We start from the raw sequence: 16130 nt of genomic DNA on the forward strand, positions 1-16130 counted from the left end.
GTGCGAGTTCCTTTTTGACCGGCCAAAAAGGAACCAAAAAGCCCTTTCGCCGGACGCGATCCGGCACGGCTGCGCCGTGCCGGTGCCCTGTGCTCCTCGCCTGACGCGGCACGCAGCCCAAACTCGCTGCGCTCAGACATGGGCTGCTCTTCGGCCGCGCCAGGCTGCGGTGCTCGGCTCGCTTTACGGCTCGGTAGATCAAAGGCTGAAAGCCAAAGCCAAAGCCAAAGCCAAAGCCAAAGCCGAAGCCGAAGCCGAAGCCGAAGCCAAAGCCAAAGCCGAAGCCAAAAAGCGGAGCTGACGCCGAGGCGACGCCGGCGCGAATTCAAAGCGATTCGGGGAAAGCGCGCGGACCTGCACATCGGACGTCCGCAAGACACGCTGACAACGCACAACGCACAACGCACAACGCACAACGCACAGCGCACAGCGCACAGCGCACAGCGCGCCGCGAAAGAAGCGCCGCTACCCCCCAAACGCCCCCTTGAGCGCATTGACCAGTCCACTGTTGTCGACCAGCCGACGCATCACCACCTCCACGAACACCCCCAGCATCAGCAGGATGATCGCCGTCGCCAGCCAAGCCTTGATCGGCATCGTCAACGCGAACACGTTGAGCTGCGGGGCGTAGCGGTTGACCAGGCCGAACGACAGGTCGATGACCAGCAGGATCACCATCGCCGGCGCGGCGAGCAGCAGCATCGCGGTCATGAGGTAACTGAATTGCCCGACGAACAGGGCCATGCCGCTCATGCGGATGTCCGGGAAGAAACTCATCACCGGCCACACCGTGTAGCTGGTCAGCAGCAGGTCGAGAAACACCAGAAACGCGCCGCTGGCCATGAACAACCAGGCCGCCAGCTGCGACAGGAATTCGCCGTGCAGCGACGTCTGGTGGCCCTGCACCGGGTCGAAGATCTGTGCCATCGACATGCCGACCTGGGTGTCGATGATCACGCCGGCCGAGCTGATCGCCCAGAAGACGATGCCGTAGCAGAAGCCGATCGAGATGCCGATGAAGGTTTCCTTGAGCACGATCGCCGACCAGTGCGCCGTGCCCACGGCTTCGATCGGCGGCGCGCCGGCCAGGGCAATCGGGATCGCCACGATCGCCAGGCTGACCATGAAGCTGTTGCGCACCATCGCCGGCACCGTCTCGGTGGTCAGCAGCGGCAGCATCAGGAACGCGCCCGCGATGCGCGGCAGGGTCAGTGCGAGCGCCAGCAGGGGGTTCTGCGCGAAGTCGAACACCGGGTCAGCGCCTGACCAGTCCGGGGAAGTCGAGGAAGATCCGGTCGGCGAACACGTACAGCGAGCCGCCGATCAGCGAGCCGGTGACGAACAGCATGATCACGATCGTCAGAAACTTCAGCGCGTACGGGAACGTCTGCTCCTGCAGCTGGGTGGCCGCCTGCAGAAAGGCGATGACCAGGCCGACCAGCGCCGCGGCCGCGACCGGAGGGCCGGACAGCAGCAGCACCAGCCACAGCGCTTCCTTGGTGAACTCGAGGACGTCGCCCATCTACGTGGCCGTCCCGTAGGTCAGTACCAGGCCGTGCACCAGCTTGGCCCAGCCGTCGATCAGCACGAACAGCAGCAGCTTGAACGGCAGCGACACGGTGGTCGGCGAGAGCATCATCATGCCGAGTGCCAGCAGGATGTTCGCCACCACCAGATCGATGATCAGGAACGGCAGGAAGATCAGGAAGCCGATCTGGAACGCGGCGGTGAGCTCGCTGACGGTGAAGGCCGGCACCACCACGATGAAGTCGTCGGGCGTGAGTTCGGCGCGGCGCTCCGGCGGCAGCATGCGCTGCACGCTGCGCAGGAAGAACGCACGCTCGGCATTGCTCGAATGCTGGATCAGGAAGGTGCGCAGCGGTTCCTTGCCGGCATCGACCATCGTCAGCAGACGGTTGGTGTCGAACGCGGTATTGCCCGGCGCGGCCGGCCCCGATGGCGTGGGTCCGGCCTGGCTCACCGTCTCGGCGAGGCCGGGCGCGGGGTCGGCGACCTCACGCCGCGGATCGTTGCTGGAGCCGCCCACCACGCCGGCGAACATCGGATCGGGCGTTTCACCCGCACCCTGCGCTTCGGCTTCGGCGGCCAGTGCATCGGCGGCCGCGGGACTGGTCGGCGCCGGGTCGCCGGACGCGGCCTGCGCCGCTGCGGGAGATTCGGGGCGGACGTCGATCGGCCGGCCTTCGCGGATCGCCTGCTGCTGCGCGCGCAGGTCGATCTGGCGCTGCACCGACGCCGGGGGTGGCCGGCCTTCGAGCCGCGCCTGCACGGCCTCGTTGACGTCCAGGATCACCGGGTACATCACGTAGATCGACAGCACGATCGCCAGGCCGTTGATGACCACGTTCGGCGGCACCTGCTGCAGGCCCAGTGCATTGCGCAGCAGGCTCAGCACCACGACGATCTTGGTGAACGAGGTGACCATCACCGCGACGAACGGGGCCAGCGCCAGGCTGACCACCGTCACCAGGACGAGTGCGGGTGAGAAGGTGCTGAAGTCCATCGATCAGCTCCAGCTGAGCACGCGGACGCCGAGCGTATCGCCGACCGCGACCACCTCACCCTGGCCGGCGACGCGACCGTTGGCGCGGATCGTCACGTTGGCGCCTTCGAGGTGCGCGGGCAGCGCGAACACGTAGCCCGGCTGCAGGCCGGCGATGTCGCCCAGGCGCAGCTCGACCTTGCCCAGCTCGAACGCGACCTCGACCGGCAGTCGTGCGGCCGGATCTTCGGCCGGGGCATCGGGGCCGGCATCGACGGGGGTGTCGGACTCTGTCATCGGAAACGTCTCCTGGAAGCGGGATTGTGGACTCGGCGGGCCGTCGACGCGCCAGCCTTCGGTGGCCGCGCGCAGCGGCCAGCGCAGACCGGCCGCGGACGCATGCACGGGCGGCAGGCGGGGATTGCCGACCACCACGACGTCGCCGGGGCACAGGCTGCGCAGATCGGCGAGGGTCAGCGGCGGCGCCGTCAGCGCGATCGCGGCGACCGTCGGCAGCTGGCGCCAGTGCCCGAGGTCGAGCGCGGGTTCGGACTCGGCGGCGCGCGCCAGCAGCGCGGCGAGCCACGCCGCGGGCGCGCGCAGGCTGCCCGACAATGGGGGCGCGGCGTCGTCGAAGGCCTGCAGATCGAAATCGAGCCAGATCACCGCGTCGTCCGGCGACGGCGCGGGATCGAGCAGTGGTAGCAGGGACGTGCCCAGCGCTTCGCTCAGGCGGACCAGTGCCGATTCCTGCGCGAGGCTCCAGGCGAGGATCCGCGCGCGGCCACGGCGGTCCTGCCAGTGCAGCGCATCGTCGGGTTCCGCCGGCGGGGCGGTGAGCCGCAGGCCCAGCCGCACGCCGTCGGCGTCGACTTCGAACACGCTGTCGGGCGCGCCGGGCCGGCCGCCGCGCAGGCGCAGCGTGCCGCTGGCCGAGGACCAGCGCCGTGGGCGGCCATGCAGGCTGCGCAGCAGTTCCGCCTGCACCGGGCTCAGTTGCGCGATGCGGCCGCGCACCGGGACCGGCGCCGGGTGTCGTGATGCAGGTGCGGTCGCGTCAGCCATGTCCAAGCGCCACCTTCATCAGTTCCGGCAGGGATCGCACTCCGAGTTTGCCCATCATGTTGGCCCGATGCAGTTCGACGGTCTTGATACTGATGCCGAGGATGTCGGCAATGATCTTGTTCGGTTTGCTGGCCACGACGAGATCCAGCACCTGGCGCTCGCGCGGGCTCAGTTTCTCCAGCAGTGCATTGGGCGGCGAGCCGGTGTGCTGGCGCTCGCGGCTCAGCGCGGTGCGGATGGCATCGATCAGCGCGTCGTCGCCGAAGGGCTTTTCGAGGAAGTTCGACGCGCCCTTGCGCATCGCCTCCACGGCCAGCGGGACGTCGCCGTGCGCGGTCACGAAGACCAGCGGCAGGGTCGAGCCGCGGCGCAGCAGTTCGTCCTGCAGCTGCAGTCCGCTCATCTCCGGCATGCGGATGTCGGAGACCAGGCATTCGCCGTCGCCGTGACGGGTGTTGTCGTAGACGGTGAGGAACGCGGCGCCCGACGCGAAGGCGCGGACCTCGAAGTCGGCGGTTTCCAGCAGCCACGCGGTGGAATCGCGGAAGCCGTCGTTGTCGTCGACCAGGTAGATGCAGGGCGTGCCGGACATGTTCAGAGCCTCCTGTCGGGCGTGGGCAGCGTGAAGCCGAAGACGCTGCCGCCGCCGTCCCGGGCTTCGAAGAACAGGCGTCCCTCGTGGTACTCGATGATCGACCGGCAGATCGCCAGGCCGATGCCGAGTCCGTCGGACTTGGTTGTGTAGAACGGCGAGAACAGCTGTTCGCTTTCGGCCTGGCTCAGGCCCGGTCCGCGGTCGCAGACCCGCACCTCGATCTCGCCGTCCAGGTTCACCCGGCCCTCGATGCGCAGGCCGCGCTGGCTCGCAGGCACTTCGCGCATCGCCTCGATCGCGTTCTTGACCAGGTTCAGCAGCACCTGTTCGACCATCACCCGGTCGGCGTAGACCTGGGGCAGGCCCGGGGCCAGCGCCAGTTCGATGCGCAGCTGCTGGCGTTCGGCCTCCAGGCGCAGCAGCTCCAGCACGGTGTCGACGATCAGCGGCAGGTCCTGGGCGTCGCGTCGCGGCTCGCGTGCCCGGACGAACTCGCGCACCCGGGCGATCACCGCGCTGGCATGTTCGGCCTGCGTGCGCGCGGCCTGCAGGGCACGTTCGACCTGCACCGGTCCGCCGGCCTGGCCGACCAGCCGCAGGCTGCCGTTGAGGTAGTTCACGATCGCGGCCAGCGGCTGGTTGAGCTCGTGGGCCAGCGTGGCGGCCATCTCGCCGACCGACATCATCCGCGAGGTGAAGAGCAGCTTTTCCTGCTGCGACTTGTGCGAATCCAGGGTCTCGATGCGTTCGCTGATGTCGACGGCGGTCAGCAGCGACAGCGCCTGCCCGTCGCGGTCGAGATCGCGCCAGTGCAGCGCATACCAGCGGCCGCTGCCGGGCGCGCGCACTTCCTCGCCGCGCGCCTCGCCGGTGAGGTCGCCGTACAGCATGGCCAGCAGGGCATCGCGTTGGCCGTGGCCGGGCAGCGTGCCCAGGTCGGCCGCGAACCGCGTGTTCGACGCGGCCAGCGCACCGCTGCGCCGGTCGAACGCGGCGCAGGCGAACGGCACCGCATCAAGGATGTCGGACAGCGCCCGGTCGCCATCCGCGCCGGCATGGGGCCGGGGCGTGGTGGCAGGGTTCCTGGGACGTCGAGACCCGGTGGCGGGCGGGGTCATGCGGTCGCGGCGGGTGCGTTAACGTAGCCGCGCACCGCTGGGGTGCCACCCCGGCGACAGGCCATGAAGACACCGTTCCATCTCCTGCAGTCCGCGTCCGCGCGCCACGCCATCCTGGCTGCGATGACGCTCGCGATCAACGTGCTGCCAGCTGCTGCCGCGCCGCCTGTTGAAACCATCGGGCGGGATTCGTTCCTCGGCGAAATGGTCGCGATCGTGCTGCCTCTGGTCTTCATCATCGCCGGTCTGATCTTCATTCTGCGGTTGCTGCGCAAGCGGTACGGACTGTCGGGCGGCGACACGCCGCTGTCGGTGGTGCAGATCCTGCCGGTGGGCCCCCGGGAGCGGGTGGTGCTGGTCAAATCCAGGGCCGGCCGGGTGTTCGCGATCGGCGTCGGCGCCCAATCTGTGACCTTCATTACAGATCTGGACATTGGCGACCTCGCTCCTGAATCAATCCCGGCCGACAATCCGGCCCCCCGATTCCCGGCCAATATCGACGGAGATCGTTAAGTCACTGTGACGCTTGGGGTTTTCCGCCCGTCACGGCGAAAGTGCGCGGCCTTCACATCAAATGGTTTGCGATAGCAACGCGCCCGCAACGTCAGTTTTATCTGACCATAACAAGGCGCGACTATCGTAGATTGGCACAATGTGACGCACGAGGTCAGGGGCAGATGCGCCGAATGCACTCCGTACTGCGGTGGTGGACAGCTGTTTCCGGAACGCGCCGTGGCGCGGGTCCGGCGACGACCGTGGCAGCTGCCATCCGCCTGAAGGCGGTGTGCGCATGAAGGCGCTGCTGGCCAACCTGACCGGCGCCCCGGCCGGCGCCGCGCCCCGGCCCAAGCTGGGCTACAGCGATGTCGTCCTCGCGTTCGGCGCGGTGACGATCATCAGCGTGATGATCCTGCCGCTGCCGCTGTTCCTGATCGACACCCTGGTAGCGGTCAACATCTCGATCGGCTTCGGCCTGCTGCTGCTGGGCATCTACATCCCCACCCCGGTGGCGTTCTCCAGCTTTCCCAGCGTGCTGCTGCTGACGACGCTGTTCCGGCTGGCGATCTCGATCGCGATCACCCGTTCGATCCTGCTGCACGCCGAAGGCGGCCACATCGTCGAGACCTTCGGCACGCTGGTCGCCGGCGGCAATCTGGTCGTCGGCATGGTGGTGTTTCTGATCATCACCGTCGTGCAGTTCATCGTCATCGCCAAGGGCGCCGAGCGCGTGGCCGAGGTCGCCGCGCGCTTCACCCTCGATGCGATGCCGGGCAAGCAGCTGTCGATCGACTCCGATCTGCGCTCCGGCCTGATCGACAAGGACGAGGCGCGCAAGAAGCGCCGCCTGCTGGAGACCGAAAGCCAGCTCCACGGCTCGCTCGACGGCGCGATGAAGTTCGTCAAGGGCGATGCCATCGCCGGCATCGTCATCATCCTGATCAACCTGCTGGGCGGCCTGGCGATCGGCGTGCTGCAGCGGGGCATGCCGCTGGCCGAAGCCACGCACGTCTACAGTATCCTGACCATCGGCGACGGCCTGGTCTCGCAGATCCCGGCGATCCTCGCGACGATCGCCGCCGGCCTCGTCGTCACCCGCACCACCGGCGAGATCGACGACCGCCATCTGGGCGATGCGATCACCCGTCAGGTGACCGGCCAGCCCCGCGTGATCCTGATCACCGGCCTGCTCGCCCTGCTGATGACGCTGGTGCCCGGCTTCCCGTGGCCGGTATTCCTGCTGCTGGGCATTGGCCTGCTGACGATGAGCGCGTGGCGCTACCGGCACCAGTTCGAGCTGCTGCGCCGCGCCTTCCGCGTCACCGACGAGGAAGTCGCCGCCGAAGCCGAACTGTCGGTGGCGCGCGACGATCTCGCGCCGCCGGCGCCGCTGCAGCTGCAGGTGTCGACGGCGCTGGCCCAGGCGCTCGGCCCGCACGAACTCGACGTCCGCGTGGCCGAGATCGCCCAGCGTCTGCGCGAGGAATACGGCGTGCCGGTGCCGACGCCGTCGCTGCGCATCGAGCCCGGCTTCGGCGCGGACGAATACCGCGTGACGGCGTTCGGTGCGCGTATCGCCACCGGCCGCCTGCGCGCGGACGCCTGGCTGGAGCCGCAGTCGGCGATGACCGCCCAGCAGGCCCGTCTGCCCGGTTTCTATCCGCCGATCGTCGCAGGCGAATGGCGCACGTCGCAGTCCGAAGGCACACAGCCGCCGCTCGATGTGCTGTCGACGCATGCCAGCGCGGCGATCCGTCGCCGCATGGGCGGTTTCCTCGGCATCCAGGAAACCTCCAATCTGTTCACGCGCATGCAGCGCGACTATCCGGATCTGGTCAAGGAGATGCTGCGCGTCGTCGCACCGCAGCGCGTGGCCGAAGTGCTGCGGCGCCTCGCCGAGGAAGGCGTGCCGATCCGCAATCTGCGCGATGCCTTCGAAGCGATCACCGATGTCGGTGGCCGCGAGAAGGACGTCGTGCTGCTCACCGAATACGTGCGGGTCGCGCTCAAGCGCGAGATCGCGGACCGCTATTCAGACGATGAGCGCACCCTGCATGTACTGTTGATCCATCCCGAACTCGAAGACAAGCTGAGGCAATCGGTCCGCGTGGCGGGCGGTGCCAGCCAGCTTGCGATCTCCCCGGAACTGGCCGGTCGACTGGGCAACGAGGTGCGTGCGCACCTGGGCCGTCAGGCGGCGGACATCAAGCCGGTGCTGCTGTGTTCGCTGGACGTCCGGCGCCATCTGCGCAAGTTGCTCGAAGTGGATTTCTTCGACCTGCCGGTGCTGTCGTACCAGGAACTCGCGCCGGACCTGCGCATCGTGCAGGCGGGGCAGATCAATGCGTGACCGTATCGATTCCACCGGAGGCATGCGCCGCCGGGCTGCCGCGCTTTTCGCGGTCCCGTGCGTCGCGCCGGAGAAGAGAGGACTGCCATGACGCAACCCAACGACATCCAGACTCCGCACGACGTGCTGCGCATCGTCGACGGCCTGCACTCCGGCGCCAGCCGCGTGCTGGGCCGCGACGAGATGATCCTCGTCGGCAGCGGCGATGACTGCGACATCGTGCTCGCCGATGACGGCGTGGCCAATCACCATGCACTGGTCACGCTTGCCGGCGGGCGCTTTCTGGTGCGCGCGCTGGATGCGCCGGTGCACATCGGCAGCGAGCAGATCGATCCGGGCGATCCGGTGGAACTGTCGGCCGTGCAGCAGGTGCGGATCGGTGAAGCGGCAATCGCCTTCGGGCGCGAGAACGATCCGGGCTGGGACGATTTCGTCACCGTGTTCGCACCCAACGACGAACAGGCGCCGCGCAAGCCCGCCTTCGCGCGACGTCTGCCGCTGATCGCGGGCGTGGCCGCGCTGTCGCTGGCATCGCTGGCGATCTTCGCCGCCGTGGTGCCCGCGACCGAGCCGGAAGTCGATGCACGTGACCGGCTGACCACGCTGATGACCGAACACCGCGTCGCCAATCTGGAGATCGTCGACGGCGTCGACGGCCGGCCCACGGTGACCGGCGCGATCGACAGCCGGGTCGAACTCGACCGCCTGCGCACGCAACTGCAGTCCGAGCAGATCGACGCGAACCTGCAACTGCGCACCGGCGAGCACATCGCCAGCGACGTCGCCGAGATGTTCCGCGGCCAGGGCATTCCGGTGCAGGCGCGTTACGTCGGCAACGGCGATGTCGAAGTGCTGGGCGAATTCGAGGACGGTGCTGAGATCGAGCGCATGGTGCGCTCGCGTGCGGTCGCCGACATCCGCGGCGTCAGCCGCATCCTGCCGCGCACGCCCGGCGGCGCGATCGCCGAGGGCACTGTCGAACAGGCACCGGCCGAGACGCCGGCGCACATCGTGTCCATCGCGCGCGGCGACGATCCGCACCTGACCGATTCCGAAGGTCGCCGCTTCGTGCCGGGCGACGAGATTCCCGGCAAGGGCCGGCTGATCTCGATCGGCGAATTCGCCCATGTCCTGTCCGGCGGCGGCGAACTGGTCCGGGTCGTGCCCGGCCCGGTGCCGACCGAGGCCGCCGAGGACGCGATGGCCGAGGCCGGCGATCCGCGTTTCGCGGCCGTCGTGGCCAGCGCCAGCTCGGGCACCCGCATCGCGACCGCCGCGACGGCCTCCGCCGCGCCGGACACCCAGTAACCGGACGGCGCGTCGCGTCGTTCCCTCCGCAGTACCTGTTCCGTTTCGAGTCGAAAGGAGTCACACCATGACCACCATCTCTCCCGATGCCATCGGTACCTTCGTCGGCCGCGCGTCGATGCACAACGACCAGGGCGTCAGCCGCACCCGCACCGGCGGCGCGTCCGGCGGATCCGACAGCTGGTACGCGGCGATGTCGCGCGCCTGGGGCCAGACCCTGGACCAGCAGGCGACCCGCATCACCAACCTGTCCGACGTGATCGGCAACGGCGGCGACCAGCCGTCCAACGTCGTCGCGCTGACCGCCGAGAGCCTGAAGATGCAGTTCCTGTCCAACAACGCCTCGACGTCGCAGAACAGCGTCGGCCAGGCGCTCGAGACCCTCGGCCGCAAGCAGTAAGCGGAACCCGCAGACAGCAAGGAGATCATCATGGTCGACGCGATCCAGGCCGTGGGCATCGAACCCGCAGCACAGGGGGCTTCGGCGGCGGGCGGTCAGCCCGTCGCCGCCGCGTACGAGGTGCGGGAATTCGCCGAGGCGATGCACCGTGCAGGCACGCCTGCGGCCAATGCGCCGCAGGACGTCGCCAATGTCGGCGCATCCGAACCGTCGGAGGGCATGCGCATGCTCATGTCGGCGGTCGACAACCTCAATGGCGGTGCGCAGAGCATCAACGACCTCGCCAAGACGATGACCCAGAACACCGGCGAACTGACGCCGGCCCAGGTCATCGAGATGACGATGAAATCGCATCACTTCCTGTTCCAGTGCGAGATGACGTCGAACGTGGCCAACCGCACGTCCGACGGCATCCAGCAACTGTTCCGCCAGCAGTCCTGACAGCGAGGTCAGCGCGATGCGCAATTCCAAACGCGGTCGATGGATGCAGATGCTGTACGCATTGCTGGCCTGCCTGGTGCTGGCGGCCTGCAGTGGCAGTGCGCTGTACAGCGCCATGGACGAACGGCAGGCCAACGAGGTCATGGGCGCATTGCTCGGCTCCGGCATCCAGGCCCAGAAGAAGCCGTCCGCCACCAAGGTCGGCTGGGACGTCGTCGTCGCCGACAGCGACATCCCGCAGGCAATGGCAGTGCTCACCGCGCGCGGCCTGCCGCGCGAGCAGTTCCAGACCCTGGGCGACATCTTCAAGAAGGAAGGCTTCGCCTCGTCATCCACCGACGAGCGCGGCCGTTACATCCACGGCCTGCAGCAGGAGATCACGCACACGCTGACGATGCTGCCCGGCGTCGCCAACGCCCGCGTGCACATCGCGCTGCCCGAGCGCGATCCGCTCGGCGGTTCGACCGGCAAGACGTCGGCCGCGGTGTGGATCTTCGAACAGCCCGGGGCCAGCGTCCGCGACCGCGAGGCGGACATCAAGATCGTCGTCAAGGACGGCGTCGAAGGCCTGACCGACATCAACCAGGTGTCGGTGAAGTTCGTCGCGATGCCGCCCCCGCCGGACACCAGCCAGAGCAGCGGCACCGCGATGGCGCTGTCGGCGATGAGTCCGTTGGCGATCGGCATCGCCGCGCTGGTCGTGGTCGTCATCGCGCTGTTGCTGGCGTTCGGCAGCCGCTTCCGTACGCGTGCCGCCGTGCCGGCGGAAGCGCCGCCGACGAAGCGCTGGCAGGGCTGATCCATGCGCCTGCAGGCCCTGCTGGCCGAGGTCGATCCCGTGTGGCACGGCACGGGCGCGGAGGCGCCCGATGCCGCGCTGCTGGCGCGCGCCGTGGCCAGTCCGCTCGGCCGGCGCCTGCTCGCCTCGGATCTGGCCGAGGGGCCTGCGGCCCAGCTGCTGTCGCCGGTGCCGGCGGGCACCGTGTCTCCGATCAGCCGCTGGCAACGCGTCCGCGTGGCCGCGCTGCAGCGTGACCTCGGCACACTGGCATTCGCGCCGGCGATCCGCGCCGAGATCGGACGCGAGCCGGTCCGTCGCCTCAAGGCGGCACTGGGCACCGGCTATCTGCTGGCCCTCGACCGGACGGTCTGGGACGGCAAGGTCGACAGCGATGTCCAGACGCGGCTGACGACCGCGCTGGCCCAAGCGTTGTCCTCCGGCGGTGACCTGGCCGAGACGCTGGCGCCGCTGCTCGATCTGCAGGGTCGTGCCGAGCTGCAGGCCTGGGCGACGCAGCGCGATCCCGCACTCGCGCAGTGGGCGTCGCTGGTCGATGCGCCTGCGTCCCTGCCGGCCGCGCACCTGCCCGAGAAGCCGGTGCTCGTGGTCCACACCCATCACCAGACCCGCGCCGTCGCCAGCTGAGCGCCGGGTCCCGACCGGAGACCGCATGTCGATTGCGCCTGCCACCGACCGTTCCACCCAGGGTGCCGCCACCGTGTTCGAGCGGCGCCAGTTCCAGCGAGCCGTGTCCGCGACGATCGTCCGCGCCGAGGAATGGCAGGCGCTGTCCGAACTCGATGCGCTGCTGGCGCGGGTCAACGCCCTGTACGAAGAAGCCGGCGCCGAGGTGCAGAAGGCGCGCGAGCAGGGCTATGCGGAAGGGTTCGCCGAAGGCCTGGACCGGGTGAAGCTGCAGATGACCGAACAGCTCGCCTCGCTCAACGAGCGGCGCGCCCGCGTGCTGGGCGATGCGGTCGGCCGGATCGGTGATCTGGCCTGCGCGATCGTCGCGCGCGTCGCGCCCGGTTTCGATGCCAGCCAGGTCGTGCCGCCGCTGGTCTTGCGGGCGGTGGAATCGGCGCAGGCCGAACAGTTCCTGATGATCCGCGTGCACCCCTCGGTGCGCGACAGCGTCAACCAGGGCCTCGGCGCCGTGCGTCAGGCGCATCCCGGCGTGGGCGTGATCGAACTCGTCGATGACGAAAGTCTCGATCCGCTGAGCTGCATCGTCGTGTCCGAGGCCGGCGAAGTACGCGCCGGCGTCAGCCAGCAGATCGAGGCGATCCGCGCGGCGCTGGCGCAGGCGAGCGCGGCGGCGTCGGCATGAATCCCGATCCCGCCCTGTCCGCGCTGGAGGCCGTGCGCACCGACGCCGCGCATGATCCGCTGCTGCACGCGCTCGGCCAGGTGCAGACCATCGAGCGCGTCGGGCGTGTCAGCGAGGCCTACGGCACCCTGATCAAGGCCACCGGCCTGCGCGCGGCGATCGGCGAGCTGTGTTACCTGCGCAATCCCGGAGACACCGGGCCGGACGCATTCGAACTGGCCGCCGAAGTCGTCGGCGTCTCGCGCCAGCACACGCTGCTGACGCCGCTGGGCCCGCTCGACGGCATCGCCGCGACCACCGAGGTCTACGCCACCGGCAAGCAGGCCTCGGTCGCGGTCGGCGACGGCGTGCTCGGACGCATCCTCGATGCGCACGGCGTGCCGATCGACGATGCCGGCCCGCTGGGCGCGACCGTCGATGCGCCGATCTACGCCGCATCGCCGAATCCCCTGAAGCGCACCTTGATCGAACGCCCCTTCACCACCGGCGTGCGTGCGATCGATGCGGTGATGACCGCCGGCGAGGGACAGCGCATCGGCATCTTCGCCGTCGCCGGTGGCGGCAAGAGCACGCTGCTGGGCATGCTGGCGCGCGGCGGCGACGCCGACGTCAACGTGATCGTGCTGGTCGGCGAACGCGGCCGCGAGGTCAATGAATTCGTCCACGACAATCTCGGCCCGGAAGGGCTGGCGAAATCGGTCATCGTGGTCGCCACGTCGGACCGGCCCGCGCTCGAGCGCAGCCGCGCCGCGTGGGTCGGCACCGCGATCGCCGAACACTTCCGCGACCAGGGCAAGCGCGTGCTGCTGCTGGTCGATTCGGTCACCCGGTTCGCGCGCGCCCTGCGCGATGTGGGCCTGGCGATCGGCGAGCCACCGGCGCGGCGCGGCTTTCCGCCGTCGGTGTTCAGTGCGCTGCCGCGGTTGTTCGAACGCGCCGGCAACAACGACCGCGGCTCGATCACGGCTTTCTACACCGTGCTGGCGGAAGACGAGGACGGCGGCGATCCGATCGTCGAGGAAGTGCGCTCGATCCTCGACGGCCACATCGTGCTGTCGCGCAAGCTCGCCGCCGCCTACCACTACCCGGCGATCGACGTGCTGACCAGCCTCAGCCGCACGATGCCGCGGGTCGTGGACGCGGCGCATCTGCGCGCCGCCGGCCAGTTGCGCAAATATCTGGCCAAGCATCAGGAGATCGAACTGCTGCTGCAGCTGGGCGAGTACAAGCGCGGCACCGATCCCGATGCCGACATCGCGATCGAGAAGATCGCGCCGATCCGGGCGCTGCTGCAGCAGGGCGAACACGACCTGGTGCCGTTCGAGACCTCGTCGGGCGCGCTGCGGACATTGTTCAAATGAAACGCTATCCGCTGCAGACGCTGCTGCAACTGCGCGCGCACCGTACCGCGGCCGCGCGCCAGGTGGTGCTGGAGCGCCAGCGCGGCGTGCAGCAGTGCCGCGAGGCCTGCAGCCGGATCGAAGGCGAGATCTCGACGCTGGACAGCGACCGCGCGGCGCAACGCACGCGGCTGCTCGACCCGCCGCCGCCCGGCGTGGCCTGGCCGGCCGCGATGGCGCAGCGCGAAGCCCACATCGATCTGCTGGGCGAACGGATCGTCGCGGCGCGACAGCGCCTGTCGAAGGCCGAGGACGCGCTGCGCCAGGCCGAGGCGGCGCTGGACGAGGCGCGCGTGGCCTTCTTCCGCGCGAAGGCGCGCGAGGATGCACTGGAAAAACGCCGCGACGTCTGGCGCGACGATCAACGGGGCCTGCAGGCCCGCCAGGAGGAGGCGCTCACCGAAGACCTGCTCCAGGCGCGGCACATGGCCCGTCACTAGCGGTTGCGAGGAGCTCACGATGACCATCCAGCACGGCAGCGATTCCACGATACGTCCGCCCGACCAGTCGGCGCGCAACCGCCAGGTCGACCGCCAGGCCAAGGGCGAGCCCAAGGCCGCGCCGGCGCGCGAGACGGTCGACCAGTTCCGGTCGTTGATGCAGCAGACGCGAAGCGAGCCCGGCATGCCGCAGGTCGCCGGCGGTGAGGGTGACGCCGAAGGCCTGCTGGCCGAAGGCGAGGCCGACGATCTGCTGCTGGCCGATCGCGCCGGCCAGCACGAGGCGCTGAAATCGCGGCAATCGGTGGACGAGGTCGTCGATGCGCGCACGTTCCGGCAGCAGCACGATCCCGGCTTTTCGGCGACGCACATGCCGTCGGCGGAATCCGCCGCGATGCTGCAGGCGCAGATGGCGCTGCGCGATGGCAGCCACACCCCGGCGCCGGCATCGCCGCAGGGCGATCCGGGCCAGCTGCTCGAGATGATGGAGCGCCACGTGCGCCAGCTCGCGGTGCACGACGCCACCCAGAGCGGCAGCGACGGCCAGGTGCTGCTGCGCATGAACGACGCGACGCTGCCCGGCACCGACCTGCTGCTCAGCCGCGAGGGCGAGGGCTGGGTGCTGCGTGCGGACAGCCGTTCGCGCGAGAGTTTCGATGCGATCCGCGAGGCCGGCCCGCAGCTGGCCAAACGCTTTGCCGAGCGCAATCTCGGCACGCTGACGATCGACCCGCACTTCCATGGGTGAGCGCGCGCGATGCAGGCGTGGACGCCGCGGCTGACGTGCAGCGCACGTCCGTCCAGACGCAGTGGGTGCACGTGACGCGTTTCGGACTGACCAACATCTGGTTCAAGGCGGGCCTGTGCGCGCTGATCGTCGGACTGGGGGCACGGCGCTGCTGATGTTCCGTAGCCCCGTCAGCGCCGCCTCGCCCTGGCGCGGCTGGACTGCGTCCGCCGGCATCCTGGGCGGTGTGGTGCTGTTTGGGATTGAGCGGGTCGTGCAGGTCGTGGGCCCGCTGCTCCGCGCCTGAGAACCGGGCTCAGCTCGGGACCGGTGGATCGTCGGCAGGCCGGGGCGCCAATCGCCGCCGCGGTGCGGCTCCGCGCCAGGCCGCACGCGCCAGACGGAAACGCCGCGCCGCGTTGCCGAACTGCGCGCCGCCGCCGGTTTCCTCGAATCCCAGCCGCAGCAGCAGCGGCGGCACCGAGCGGTTGTCCGGTGCGCACTGCGCGATGAGCGCGGGCAGCGAGAGTGCTTCGAACGCCTGCGTGCACAGCGCAGCGCCGCCTTCGATCGCATAACCGCGTCCCCAGGCCGCCGGCAGCAGGCGCACGCCGATCGCGACATCGTCGCCAGGGCCGCTCGGCGTCAGCGAGAACAGGCCGAGAAAGCGCCCGTTGCGATCGCTGGTGTGCCACAGGCCGAGGCCGGGCCGCGTGCGATACAGCCGGTTCGCCCAGACGACGAGGCCCATCGCGTCGTCCAGGGTGTCGACCGGGCTGTCGAGCAGCAGCCGGGTCACGCGTTCCTCGCGGCCGAGCCGCAGCAGATCGAGCGTGTGCCGGAATCCGAACCCGTGCAGGCGCATGCGTCGCGTCTCCAGCTGGAGGTCTGCCGGATAGTCGCGGCCGTCCGCCGGCAGGTCGTCGGCCGAGAAGCGGGGCGGTGGGGCGTCGTGGGCAGCGGTGTCGGAGGCGTCGGACATGCCGGTCGTTATAGCGCGTGCGCCGGACCCGCCCACGGCTAGGGCCTGCCCTAGGTGGGGTGCGTCCTAGCTGTCGCGACGTCCGGATCGACGCAGACTGGCGCCGCAGTCGCGACAGGGAGGTGGCATCGATTCCCGCACGCGCATCCCGTTTCCCCCTGCTTTTCCATTCGACGACACAAGGAGTTTCAT

The 16130-nt window shown here is 69.4% G+C and carries 21 protein-coding genes; 14 read left to right on the plus strand and 7 right to left on the minus strand.

The annotated features are described in order from the left end of the window. Positions 1-301: hypothetical protein (locus tag AC3A5K_RS16445; RefSeq protein ID WP_487618640.1), on the plus strand; the 301-nt coding region annotated here is incomplete at its 5' end. A 164-nt stretch (positions 302-465) separates the two neighbouring features. Here the strand turns inward: AC3A5K_RS16445 and sctT are convergent. From sctT to AC3A5K_RS16475, 6 genes are read right to left on the minus strand one after another with little or no spacing between them, the layout of a single operon-like run. Beyond that, complete coding sequence (sctT, locus tag AC3A5K_RS16450; protein WP_487618641.1) at positions 466-1251, minus strand: type III secretion system export apparatus subunit SctT; 786 nt, start codon at positions 1249-1251, stop codon at positions 466-468. A 4-nt stretch (positions 1252-1255) separates the two neighbouring features. After that, the gene (gene sctS / locus AC3A5K_RS16455) at positions 1256-1522 is read right to left on the minus strand and encodes a type III secretion system export apparatus subunit SctS (protein ID WP_487618642.1); all 267 of its coding nucleotides are present in this window, start codon (positions 1520-1522) and stop codon (positions 1256-1258) included. Then, positions 1523-2524, minus strand: a complete 1002-nt coding sequence (locus AC3A5K_RS16460; protein WP_487618643.1) for an EscR/YscR/HrcR family type III secretion system export apparatus protein — start codon at positions 2522-2524, stop codon at positions 1523-1525. A 3-nt stretch (positions 2525-2527) separates the two neighbouring features. Next, a complete protein-coding gene (sctQ, locus tag AC3A5K_RS16465) occupies positions 2528-3568 on the minus strand; it encodes a type III secretion system cytoplasmic ring protein SctQ (protein WP_487618644.1) in 1041 nt (346 codons plus the stop codon). Then, entirely contained in the window at positions 3561-4160 is a 600-nt protein-coding gene (locus AC3A5K_RS16470) for a response regulator transcription factor (protein WP_487618645.1), read from the minus strand. Before AC3A5K_RS16470 ends, sctQ begins: the two co-directional genes overlap by 8 nt. Before the next feature lie 2 nt (positions 4161-4162). Further along, positions 4163-5281: a sensor histidine kinase gene (locus AC3A5K_RS16475; RefSeq protein WP_487618646.1), complete on the minus strand. Its 1119-nt coding sequence runs from the start codon at positions 5279-5281 to the stop codon at positions 4163-4165. A 63-nt stretch (positions 5282-5344) separates the two neighbouring features. Between AC3A5K_RS16475 and AC3A5K_RS16480 the strand changes: the two genes are divergently transcribed. The 13 genes from AC3A5K_RS16480 (at position 5345) to AC3A5K_RS16540 (ending at position 15263) form a co-directional block, all read left to right on the plus strand. Further along, complete coding sequence (locus AC3A5K_RS16480) at positions 5345-5794, plus strand: FliO/MopB family protein (protein ID WP_487618647.1); 450 nt, start codon at positions 5345-5347, stop codon at positions 5792-5794. Between the two features lie 277 nt (positions 5795-6071). Further along, complete coding sequence (gene sctV, locus AC3A5K_RS16485) at positions 6072-8129, plus strand: type III secretion system export apparatus subunit SctV (protein ID WP_487618648.1); 2058 nt, start codon at positions 6072-6074, stop codon at positions 8127-8129. Positions 8130-8216: 87 nt separating this feature from the next. Then, the gene (locus AC3A5K_RS16490) at positions 8217-9437 is read left to right on the plus strand and encodes an FHA domain-containing protein (protein WP_487618649.1); all 1221 of its coding nucleotides are present in this window, start codon (positions 8217-8219) and stop codon (positions 9435-9437) included. Positions 9438-9504: 67 nt separating this feature from the next. Beyond that, on the plus strand, positions 9505-9837 hold the full coding sequence (locus AC3A5K_RS16495; RefSeq protein WP_487618650.1) for a hypothetical protein: 333 nt from the start codon (positions 9505-9507) through the stop codon (positions 9835-9837). Between the two features lie 30 nt (positions 9838-9867). After that, complete coding sequence (locus AC3A5K_RS16500; protein WP_487618651.1) at positions 9868-10278, plus strand: hypothetical protein; 411 nt, start codon at positions 9868-9870, stop codon at positions 10276-10278. A gap of 16 nt (positions 10279-10294) precedes the next feature. Next, positions 10295-11077, plus strand: coding sequence for a hypothetical protein (locus AC3A5K_RS16505; protein WP_487618652.1), 783 nt, complete (start codon positions 10295-10297; stop codon positions 11075-11077). A gap of 3 nt (positions 11078-11080) precedes the next feature. After that, entirely contained in the window at positions 11081-11704 is a 624-nt protein-coding gene (locus AC3A5K_RS16510) for a hypothetical protein (RefSeq protein WP_487618653.1), read from the plus strand. A gap of 25 nt (positions 11705-11729) precedes the next feature. Next, positions 11730-12389, plus strand: a complete 660-nt coding sequence (locus AC3A5K_RS16515) for a FliH/SctL family protein (protein WP_487618654.1) — start codon at positions 11730-11732, stop codon at positions 12387-12389. Continuing rightward, the gene (locus AC3A5K_RS16520) at positions 12386-13750 is read left to right on the plus strand and encodes a FliI/YscN family ATPase (protein WP_487618655.1); all 1365 of its coding nucleotides are present in this window, start codon (positions 12386-12388) and stop codon (positions 13748-13750) included. The genes AC3A5K_RS16515 and AC3A5K_RS16520 overlap by 4 nt, the downstream gene beginning before the upstream one ends. After that, a complete protein-coding gene (locus AC3A5K_RS16525) occupies positions 13747-14229 on the plus strand; it encodes a hypothetical protein (RefSeq protein WP_487618656.1) in 483 nt (160 codons plus the stop codon). Before AC3A5K_RS16520 ends, AC3A5K_RS16525 begins: the two co-directional genes overlap by 4 nt. Before the next feature lie 19 nt (positions 14230-14248). Next, positions 14249-14977 (plus strand): hypothetical protein, encoded by a 729-nt coding sequence (locus AC3A5K_RS16530; RefSeq protein WP_487618657.1) that lies wholly within the window; start codon positions 14249-14251, stop codon positions 14975-14977. Next, complete coding sequence (locus AC3A5K_RS16535; RefSeq protein WP_487618658.1) at positions 14974-15132, plus strand: hypothetical protein; 159 nt, start codon at positions 14974-14976, stop codon at positions 15130-15132. The genes AC3A5K_RS16530 and AC3A5K_RS16535 overlap by 4 nt, the downstream gene beginning before the upstream one ends. Beyond that, positions 15132-15263, plus strand: a complete 132-nt coding sequence (locus AC3A5K_RS16540; protein WP_487618659.1) for a hypothetical protein — start codon at positions 15132-15134, stop codon at positions 15261-15263. The genes AC3A5K_RS16535 and AC3A5K_RS16540 overlap by 1 nt, the downstream gene beginning before the upstream one ends. A gap of 9 nt (positions 15264-15272) precedes the next feature. Here AC3A5K_RS16540 and AC3A5K_RS16545 read toward each other — a convergent pair whose 3' ends face one another. Then, on the minus strand, positions 15273-15938 hold the full coding sequence (locus tag AC3A5K_RS16545) for a GNAT family N-acetyltransferase (RefSeq protein ID WP_487618660.1): 666 nt from the start codon (positions 15936-15938) through the stop codon (positions 15273-15275). Between the last annotated feature and the right edge of the window lie 192 nt (positions 15939-16130).

Source organism: Luteimonas sp. Soil_C_5 (assembly GCF_057656615.1).